The organism is Hyphomicrobiales bacterium (assembly GCA_016710435.1).
Classification (GTDB): domain Bacteria; phylum Pseudomonadota; class Alphaproteobacteria; order Rhizobiales; family Aestuariivirgaceae; genus Aestuariivirga.
Window position 1 is genome coordinate 38972 of sequence record JADJVV010000044.1, and the last position, 8749, is coordinate 47720.

Below are 8749 nucleotides of genomic sequence, written 5' to 3' on the forward strand. Positions count from 1 at the left end.
GTATTTGGCAGGGCGAAGTCCCAGTGATGCAGCAACCCGGCTTCATCATCACCCCGAAGCTCGCCGAAGCCGCGGCGAACGGCCTGCCGCTGTTCTCCCGTGCCGCCGTCGAGATGCGCAACCGCATGGCTGGCGGCGAGCTGGAGGCCGTGCAGATCGGCGAGCAGTACGCGCGACTGGTGGAGAACGCGAAGGCCCCCAGCGACCTGCTGACGCGCCTGCTCGGCGTCGCCAAAGATGACATCGTCGGCGGCATCGGCAGGTGGTGGACGAACAACGTGTCGACGCCGAACTTCATCTCGGCGTCGTCGCGGGGCTTCAAGAACGTCTACCAGGCGTTCAACACCTACAGTCGCTATCGCAAGATACTCGGCGAGCAACTGGTGCGCGAACGCGTCCCCGACTGGTACCGGGCATCCGATGCCGACCGCAAGGCAGCATTCGATGTCATGCTGACGCGCACGCTGGAGAAGTATTCGACGTCGTCGCAGGAACTCGCCGACCTGCTCAACACGCTGACGCCGGCGCAGCGCAAGCTGTACGACCAGGCTACCGGCATGATCGCCGCCGTGCTGCGGCGCCAGTTCGACAGCCAGAAGGAAACACGTAGGCGCCAACTAGGTGCCGAAGCCTACGAGAAGTGGCTGACCGGCCGGCAGGAGCAGATGACGGCGTTACTCGATCAGGGCTACGTCCCGCTGCGCCGGTACGGCGACTACAGCGTCGAGGTCTACATGGAGGCGCCGGACGGCAAGCGGGTCAAGGCTGGCCTGGAGTTCTTCAACTCGCCGAGTCAGGCGAAGACGGCGGCCCTCGCCTACGCCAAGGAGATCGAACGCTCGGGCGTCGCGCTGAAGGTCGAGATGGGCAGGCGCAGCAAGAACGAACGCGATACCGGCGTCTCGCTTGAGCAGTTCCTCGGCACGCTGCGCAGGCAGGGCATCGACATCTCGCAGGCCGAACGTGAGCGCCTGGTCGTTGCCATGACGAACGCCGACTCGCTGGTGCGCACGCAGATGATGCGTCGCGAGGGCCTGGCCGGGTTCTCCCGCGACAGCATGCGCGTGCTCCACGAGTTCGGCGTCAACACGACGAGTGAGATCGCCTACGCGCGCTTCGCGCCGGTGCTCGACGCCGCCCTTGACGGCGCCGAAGTAGCCGCCGATATCGACGCCGTGACCAGCGAGCCAGTCATCACTGTCGGCGAGTCGTTCGGCCGGCGCGAGGACGGCGTGCCGCATAACCTGTGGGAGCAGGACGGCCCCATGTCGGGGTTCTACCGGGACCGCGCCAACGCCATGGCAGATACCACACTGGTGCCGGACCGGCAGAGCGAGTGGGCTACCAAGATGCGTACGGCCGGCGTCATGTACTTCATCGGCGGCTCCATCTCCGGCGCCGCCGTGAACACGCTGTCGATCCCCATGGTGCTGACGCCCTACCTGTCGACGCACACCGACTACCTGAACGCCACCATGACGTCGCTGAAGACGTGGAAGGACTCGTGGCAGCACTACAACGTCTTGCGCGACATGGACAAGATGAAGAACCCCGACCCAGAGACGGCGGCCCGGCTGGACGCCGCCGGCATCGGCAAGGAGATGCGCGCCGCCATCGTCGCGGCGGCAGATCATATTTTCGACACCGAGATCCACATGATGCTCGGCATCTCGCAGGGCTCCCTGTACTCCAGGAGTCGCAACGTCCAGCGCGCCGCCGAGGTCTGGATGACGCCGTTCCGAGTCGCCGAGCAGACCAACCGACTGGCGTCGTTCATGGCGGCCTACAGGATCGCCACGACGGGCGGCGGCGTCAGGCAGGCGGACGGCACCTTCAAGAAACTCTCGGGGCAGGAACTGTTCCGCTTCGCCAGCGAGACGGTGGATCAGACGCAAAATAATTACAACGTCAATAATCGCCCCGGCATAATGAACAACCCGCTCGGCGCCCTGATGTTCCAGTTCAAGTCGTTCCCGCTGTTCATCATCGAAGCCGCGGCGCTGATGTATAAGGTGAGCCCGAAGAGCGCCGTGTACATGCTGCTCGGGCTGACGGCGATGGCCGGCGTGCAGGGCCTGCCGTTCGCCGAGGAGATCCTGAACCTTGTCGACGTGATCTCGCAGCAACTGTTCAACTCGCCATTCAACAGCCGCCGCGCCATGCGCAACGCCATCAAGTCGGCATCTGACGCCATCGGCGCCGCCGACCTGTCTGACGCCGTCATGCGCGGCGTCGTGAACGAGATCACCGGCATCGGCGTGGCCACTCGCGTATCGTCTGGCTTCATCCCCGGCACGCGCATCGGCGCCGCCGACGCCGACAAGGGGCGCGTGCTCGCCGAGATCGCCGGCGCGCCGTTCTCGATGCTGCACGACGCGCTGAGCAACGCCGGCCCGCTCGTCAGCGCGGCGGCGGGCGGCGACTGGCGGCGGGCGGCGGACGCCCTGCGAGCCGGCGGCCCGATCGCCGCCCGTAACCTGGTCAAGGGCGCCGAGCAGCTCAGCACCGGCTACGCATCCGACTCCAGGGGGCGGAAAGTAGTTGATGTCTCAACTGTCGACGGTATCCTGCAACTGACCGGGCTGTCGTCGGCGGCGGTGACCAAGGCGAACGACATGGAGAGCATCATCATCCAGACCAAGGCGTTCCACACGCAGGTCAGCCAGGATCTGGAGGCCCGGCTGGTCAAGGCGTACCGTGCCGACGACGCCGAACAGGTAGCGCGCGTCCTCGACCTGCGCGCCAAGTGGAACGCCCAGAACCCCATGATGCCGATCCTGTCGAACCCGGCGGCGACGCGGCGTGCCATCATGCTGGCCGGCATGCCACTGAACCGCAGGGAACAGATCCTGCTGGGACGCCGCCTGGGCGCCGAGTTTGCCGACGTCACGGCGCAGTGATACAATGAAATGAAGGACATACGATGACCGACGACCTGAAGATAGAGCAAGGCAAGACGTTCTCGCTGATCGTTCGTTGGGCGACGCTGCCGTTCGTCTACGCCGCCATCACGGCGATCACGAAGGCGGCGCCGGCTGTCATCACCAGTTCGGCACACGGCGTCCCCGACGGCTGGCGCGTGGCGGTCGTGTCGGCCGGCGGCATGCGGCAGATCAACGCCAAGAACACGCCGCCCAGATCCACGGACTACCGTCGCGCGACAGTGCCTGACACGAGCACCGTGGCGCTGAACGACGTGAACTCGACGAACTACTCGACGTACACGTCCGGTGGCTATCTCCAGTACAAGACGCCTGTCGACCTGACCGGCTTCACGGCGCGCATGTCCATCAAGGATGTCGTCGGTGGCACCGAGTTGCTCCGGCTCGACACGACCAACGCACGCATCGCGCTCGACAACGCCGCCAAAACTATTGCGCTTACCATCTCGGCAGCCGACACGGCGGCCATCACGTGGCTGGAAGGCGTGTATGACTTGGAGCTGGTGTCGGCTACCGGTGTAGTGAGCCTCGTGATGTCGGGCGCCGTCACCGTAGATACCGAAGTAACCACAACTTGAGGAGATTGAAATGGCATTGATCACGACGACCAAGGGGGCTCATGGACGAGTCCCTGCTCGAAAAGCGAACCGGCGGGCTGGATGACGCCAACGAGACGACCGAGTGGGTTGAATACTGGCACGACGGCGAACTCGTCCATCGTTCCGCCGCCGTCGTTCTTAAACCCGTTGCTGGCGCCGCCAGCGTTTCACTGTTCTAATTAACTCAAAGGAGTATGACAAATGGCTAACAGCGCCGGCATGTGCACGTCGTTCAAAGGGGAGCTTCTCACAGGTATCCACGCCCTCGGCCCCGGCACGGGGGTTCCCGCACGCACCGTATCCACGGCGGACGTCGTCAAGGCGGCGCTGTTCCTGGCATCGGCGTCGCGTGGCGTCGCGGACACCGTGTATAACACGACCGGCGAACTCGCGGCGTCGGGCAACTACACGCAGGGCGGCGTCACGGTGACGATGGCCACGGCGCCGAGCACGAGCGGCACGACGGGCATCTTCACGCCGAGCGCCAGCTTCACGTGGGCTGCGCTCACGTCGTCGGGCGCGTTCGATGCCTGCGTGCTGTATAACAGCTCGCAGAGCGACAAGCAGATCAGCGTGCACACGTTCTCGTCGCAGTCGATCACGGCCGGCACGTTCACGCTGACCATGCCGACCAACGACGCCAGTAATGCGTTGCTTCGGATCGCATAAGGAGCACTACCATGACACCAGCACAACTTCAAACACTCAAAGCCGCCGTTCTCGCGTCGGTCGATCCGGCAGTGCAAGCAGCAGGGGCAAGCCGAAACGACACCGAATTGGCCCGCCTACTGAACCTGCCCAGCACGTTCTACGTGTGGCGCAGCACCGTTCCGGCCGATGAGGTAGCCGATGCCATTCTGTGGGACCGCCTCACGCCGGCAGACGCGCCCGATGGCAGCGCAATCCAGACCAATCGCCTGCTGCTGTGCCAGTCGAAGCAGATCAACTTGCAAGTGTTGTTGCAAGGACGCGACAGCATCGGGACGGGCAGGCCGAACCTTCGCGCTGGACTGTCTGACGCTTTACAGAACGTCCCGTCCGGCATTGGAGGCGCTACGCAAGACGCTGGCTGGGCAGGAGCAAGCCGCGTAAAAGCCACCATTACTCGACTGGCAACGGTTGCGGAACGTGTATTCGCAACTGGCACTGGAACTACTGGCATTCCAGGCAATCTGGTATTCGAGGGCGATCTCAACGTCAATGACATTGGCGAAATGTGGAATAGCTGATCATGGCCAACGAGAGCTACATCCGCAAGGGAACCTCGAAGCTCGTCAATGGCGAGGCTGGAGCCGCATCGGCGTTTTCGGTGGAAGGTGTGACCAACGCCAACGGCCGCGTATCCGATCAGATCGACTGGGGTGCTGCGCCGCGTCCGTCTTGGTATGAGTGGTCCTGTGAGGTTCAGTTTCAGGCAACACCGACGCAGGGTCTCGGGCTGGAGTTGTACGTCGCTGGAGCCCCTGACGCGGACAGCACGCAAATAGATGGCGACATCGGCGCAAGTGATGCTGCACTCGGCGACGTGGACATGCGCCGCAACCTGCGATTAATCGGCTACGTCGTGAGTGAGAACGCGGCAGCAAGTGAGAAGTGCGTCGCATCTGGAAAGTTCCAGTTCACGCAGCGGTACATGAGCATCGTTGCCTACAACGCCAGCGGTGCGACGGTCAATGCGACCGATTCAAACTTCCGCTTCGACATCGTTCCGTTCTACGTCCAAGGGCAGTAAGTGGCGGGGTATTTCGCAGAGGAGTTTGATCTTGCGGTTGAGCAGCCGCAAGACCCGCTTAGGGTAAGGCAGGAACTGCGCCCGCTCTACGGCTTGCAGCCTGGCGGCTTCGGCCTACTTGATACCTCTGGCGTCCCCCTGACTGCGGGCTCTGGAGTTTCTTCCGGGGTATCACGGCAAGGGCGGATAATCTCCCTCACTGACAATACAAACGGCTACCTACGCAATCTGGCTGTTTCTGCCAACTACCCGCTGAGTTTTGTTTTCGCGGGGTCGACGCCCTTCAACGCGGTCGACTTTCGCTGCCCGTCCATGTTGGCCACGGCGAGCGATAAAACAGTCCGATTTTTTGGCAAAAGCGATGGCTCTGTAGCAGCGCAGCATATAGGAGGCACGACAAGCGCAACGGCTACTAGCGCGCAGATTTTCAACTTTGGCGAACAGTTTACAGCTGTAGCAGTATTTGGCTCGGCGACAGATGTAAGGGTTTACGGCGCAGGACCTGTGAGCCGTAGTAGTGCATCCTCCTCGACAAACGTCGGTGCTCTTGTCCCGCTTACTCGCCTGGCATACGGCCAATACAATGGCAGCGTAGCGCTCTATCCGTGGGGTGGAAACATTGCCTTGGCGCAGTGGCTCAACGTCTCACTCACGGCGGCAGAAGCCTGGGCACTGGTCGATAATCCGTGGCAGATATTCGAATCGCCGCCGATAGACATCTGGGTGCCGAGTACGGGGGGTGCGACGCTCGCGCTCTCAGGCGTAGCCGCCACAGGAGCGGCGGGGCGCTAGCTCCCACCATCACCAACGCCCTTGCTGGCGTAGCCGCCACGGGCGCGGTAGGTACCCTCACGCCAACGGTAGGGGTGACGGTCGCACTCACCGGTGCCGCAGCTACTGGCGCGACAGGGTCGCTGGCCCCGTCGATGTCTGTAGCGCTGTCCGGCGCGGCGGCCGCCGGCGCGGTAGGCACACTCACGCCAACGGTAGGGGTGACGGTCGCACTCACCGGCGCCGCGGCTACCGGCGCCGTCGGACTACTGGTTCCATCCATCATCGCGGCCCTTGCCGGCGCGGCGGCCACGGGGGCGGTCGGCGTTCTCACTCCAGTCACCGGCACCACTGTCGCGCTCACCGGCGCCGTCGGCACTGGAGCCACAGGTTCACTTGCGCCGGCGTTCAGCTTGTCCATTACAGGCGCGGCGGCGACAGGCGCTGCGGGCACGCTGACCCCAGTCTCTGGAACCACTGTCGCGCTTGCCGGCGTCTCCGGCGCGTCGGCTGTCGGACTACTCGTTCCGGGCTTCAGTCTATCCGTCGCCGGCGTGTCCGCTACCGGCGCGGCAGGTGTACTCGTTCCGGGGTTCGGCCTGTCCGTCTCGGGCGTGTCCGCTACCGGCGCGGTAGGTACGCTCAGCCCATCGACTGGGACGTTCGTCGCGCTCACCGGCGTTGCCAGCACGGGGCAGTACGGCCTGCTAGCCCCATCGTTCGCCTTGAACCTATCTGGCATACTGGCTACCGGGTACGCGGGCGCGCTGTCGCCGCCGCTGTCGGGAGGCGTGATACGCCCGCAAGAGCTGTTCGTCGAACACGGCTTCTCCGAAGTGTTCGTGGCGACCGGGCGCCGTGAAACATTCGTGGAGGCCCCATGAACTGGATACTGGGTAAGATCGTCGGCAACCCGCTGCTGATCCTGTGGATCGCCGCGGCGGGCGGCGTGGCCGGCGGCGCCGCGTGGACGGCGCAGGGCTGGCGGCTGATGCGGTACAATCCAAGTTCGATGGCTTCGTGGCGACCGTGAAGGCGCAAGGCGTGGCGGCGCAGAAGGCGACGGCGGCGCAGGAGTCCAGGGACAAACTCAACAAGGAGCAGACCGATGCTGCCACGAAACGCGATCTCGATACTCTGCGCGCTGACAATCAGCGCCTGCGCAACACCCGTACCCGTGGCAGCTACGTGCCCGTCGCCGCCTCCACTCCCGACAGTCCTGACCGAGCCTGCTTCGACCGGCCCGAGCTTGGCGCGGCGCTACAACGACTCGATGACGAGGTTTCAGGACTCGTTGAAGAAGGCAGTGAAGCCGTGATCAATCTCGATTCCGCCAAGGAATGGGCAAGGAGAAGGTGAATGAACATCCACGAAACCATCGCAGTACCCGTTACGCAGAAGGTCGCCACGGCAGCCGCGGCGGGCGGACTTGGGATCGCCGCGTACTTCGGCATCACGTCGCAAGAACTGGCATGTTCATTGGTCTGTTCATAGCCTTCGGCGGCGGCGTGACGGCGGCGATGATCAACTTTTACTTTCGGCAAAAGCATTTCAACCTTGTCAAGGAATATGTCAAGTCCGGGGATTTCGACCGGCGCAAAGAGGAACGCAGGGGCGACATTTGCACGCAGTGCCCATTGGTCAAGCACCGCCATGATTGCGACAATATTTAAGCGACTGTTCCGGGCCGTCACCGCATTCGTGATGGTGCTGATCCACGACCCAGTGGCTGCGCATCAGAAGATCACCGAGGTATTGGGGATACGAGGATGACACTGGTACAGAACTGGAAGCGCATCATCACGAAGGCGTGGTCTATCCGCTGGATGCTCGTCGCCGCTTTGTTCGCCGGTATAGATGCGGCACCGCTGATCTTCGCCAATCGAATACCACAGGGTGTGTTTTCCATCCTTGCGGCACTGTCAGCTTGCATAGGTACTGTGGCGCGCATCCTCGACCAGCCTGATCTGGAACGTCGAGCCACAGACCGTCCGACAGACGAAGAATTTAAGGCCGGCAATGATTGATCGACGCGCTACCGCCGCCCTGTCGTTATCTGCCACTGCGCTGGTGAGCCTTGCGATCTTCGAGGGCTACCGGGACCGGGCGTACGTGCCGGTGCCCGGTGATGTTCCGACGATCGGCTTCGGCACGACCGATGGTGTCAAGCCTCGGTGACACGATTACGCCGCCGAAGGCGCTGGAGCGCGCTTTGCGATGACGTACAAAATTTGAAGGCGCGCTAAAACACTGCGTCAGGGTTCCGCTGCATCAGCACGAGTATGACGCTTACGTAAATCGGCGTACAACATCGGCCCCGGTGCGTTCTGTGGTTCGACACTGGTGCGCAAGCTAAACGCCGGAGACTACATTGGCGCATGCCAGCAGATACTCGTTTGGGATAAGTTCAAAGGCAAGTCGTTGCGCGGACTCACTATCCGCCGGCAGCAGGAACACCAACAATGTATAGGAGAAACATCGTGAGTGCGGATCATTGGACATGAAGGCGAATCGTAACAAGATCGTCGACATGCTGGACAGTGCAATCGACAATGCGGCTACCGATCCGACGCGAGGCGATGATGAGTATTGATAGAGGCGCGGAAGCGGTTGCAGCAGATGTTTTTGTGGACGTAGAAGGCGTCACGGGAGTATCCCGAAAGTCGTGGGGACGACCATGGCCTTTATCGGTCGTTTCGTTCCCG

The 8749-nt window shown here is 62.9% G+C and carries 12 protein-coding genes and 1 pseudogene; all 13 read left to right on the forward strand.

Going from position 1 to position 8749, the window contains the following annotated elements; all coding sequences use genetic code 11:
* Window positions 1–26: 26 nt before the first annotated feature.
* The 13 genes and pseudogenes from IPM06_21510 to IPM06_21570 all read left to right on the forward strand — a co-directional run bounded on the left by IPM06_21510 (window position 27) and on the right by IPM06_21570 (window position 8528).
* Window positions 27–2900 carry a PLxRFG domain-containing protein gene (locus IPM06_21510; protein MBK8772990.1) on the forward strand — a complete coding sequence of 958 codons (2874 nt, stop codon included), beginning with the start codon at window positions 27–29 and terminating at the stop codon, window positions 2898–2900.
* A gap of 23 nt (window positions 2901–2923) precedes the next feature.
* The gene (locus IPM06_21515; GenBank protein MBK8772991.1) at window positions 2924–3520 is read left to right on the forward strand and encodes a hypothetical protein; all 597 of its coding nucleotides are present in this window, start codon (window positions 2924–2926) and stop codon (window positions 3518–3520) included.
* 41 nt (window positions 3521–3561) lie between these two features.
* Window positions 3562–3720, forward strand: a complete 159-nt coding sequence (locus IPM06_21520; protein ID MBK8772992.1) for a hypothetical protein — start codon at window positions 3562–3564, stop codon at window positions 3718–3720.
* A 22-nt stretch (window positions 3721–3742) separates the two neighbouring features.
* Entirely contained in the window at window positions 3743–4210 is a 468-nt protein-coding gene (locus tag IPM06_21525; protein MBK8772993.1) for a hypothetical protein, read from the forward strand.
* Window positions 4211–4221: 11 nt separating this feature from the next.
* Window positions 4222–4770, forward strand: coding sequence for a hypothetical protein (locus IPM06_21530; GenBank protein MBK8772994.1), 549 nt, complete (start codon window positions 4222–4224; stop codon window positions 4768–4770).
* Between the two features lie 2 nt (window positions 4771–4772).
* Window positions 4773–5273 (forward strand): hypothetical protein, encoded by a 501-nt coding sequence (locus IPM06_21535; protein MBK8772995.1) that lies wholly within the window; start codon window positions 4773–4775, stop codon window positions 5271–5273.
* A gap of 624 nt (window positions 5274–5897) precedes the next feature.
* A complete protein-coding gene (locus tag IPM06_21540) occupies window positions 5898–6065 on the forward strand; it encodes a hypothetical protein (protein ID MBK8772996.1) in 168 nt (55 codons plus the stop codon).
* Window positions 6066–6457: 392 nt separating this feature from the next.
* Entirely contained in the window at window positions 6458–6928 is a 471-nt protein-coding gene (locus IPM06_21545; GenBank protein MBK8772997.1) for a hypothetical protein, read from the forward strand.
* Window positions 6925–7077, forward strand: coding sequence for a hypothetical protein (locus IPM06_21550; protein MBK8772998.1), 153 nt, complete (start codon window positions 6925–6927; stop codon window positions 7075–7077). Before IPM06_21545 ends, IPM06_21550 begins: the two co-directional genes overlap by 4 nt.
* Entirely contained in the window at window positions 7065–7403 is a 339-nt protein-coding gene (locus IPM06_21555) for a hypothetical protein (protein ID MBK8772999.1), read from the forward strand. The genes IPM06_21550 and IPM06_21555 overlap by 13 nt, the downstream gene beginning before the upstream one ends.
* Before the next feature lie 113 nt (window positions 7404–7516).
* The gene (locus tag IPM06_21560; protein ID MBK8773000.1) at window positions 7517–7717 is read left to right on the forward strand and encodes a hypothetical protein; all 201 of its coding nucleotides are present in this window, start codon (window positions 7517–7519) and stop codon (window positions 7715–7717) included.
* 96 nt (window positions 7718–7813) lie between these two features.
* Entirely contained in the window at window positions 7814–8071 is a 258-nt protein-coding gene (locus IPM06_21565) for a hypothetical protein (GenBank protein ID MBK8773001.1), read from the forward strand.
* Window positions 8064–8528 (forward strand): annotated as a pseudogene (locus IPM06_21570) (lysozyme). Before IPM06_21565 ends, IPM06_21570 begins: the two are co-directional and overlap by 8 nt.
* Window positions 8529–8749 lie beyond the last annotated feature (221 nt).

Coding starts and splice junctions, on each gene's coding strand:
- IPM06_21510 (MBK8772990.1), top strand. CDS start 27: ATGCAGCAACCCGGCTTCATCATCACCCCGAAGCTCGCCGAAGCCGCG.
- IPM06_21515 (MBK8772991.1), top strand. CDS start 2,924: ATGACCGACGACCTGAAGATAGAGCAAGGCAAGACGTTCTCGCTGATC.
- IPM06_21520 (MBK8772992.1), top strand. CDS start 3,562: ATGGACGAGTCCCTGCTCGAAAAGCGAACCGGCGGGCTGGATGACGCC.
- IPM06_21525 (MBK8772993.1), top strand. CDS start 3,743: ATGGCTAACAGCGCCGGCATGTGCACGTCGTTCAAAGGGGAGCTTCTC.
- IPM06_21530 (MBK8772994.1), top strand. CDS start 4,222: ATGACACCAGCACAACTTCAAACACTCAAAGCCGCCGTTCTCGCGTCG.
- IPM06_21535 (MBK8772995.1), top strand. CDS start 4,773: ATGGCCAACGAGAGCTACATCCGCAAGGGAACCTCGAAGCTCGTCAAT.
- IPM06_21550 (MBK8772998.1), top strand. CDS start 6,925: ATGAACTGGATACTGGGTAAGATCGTCGGCAACCCGCTGCTGATCCTG.
- IPM06_21560 (MBK8773000.1), top strand. CDS start 7,517: ATGTTCATTGGTCTGTTCATAGCCTTCGGCGGCGGCGTGACGGCGGCG.
- IPM06_21565 (MBK8773001.1), top strand. CDS start 7,814: ATGACACTGGTACAGAACTGGAAGCGCATCATCACGAAGGCGTGGTCT.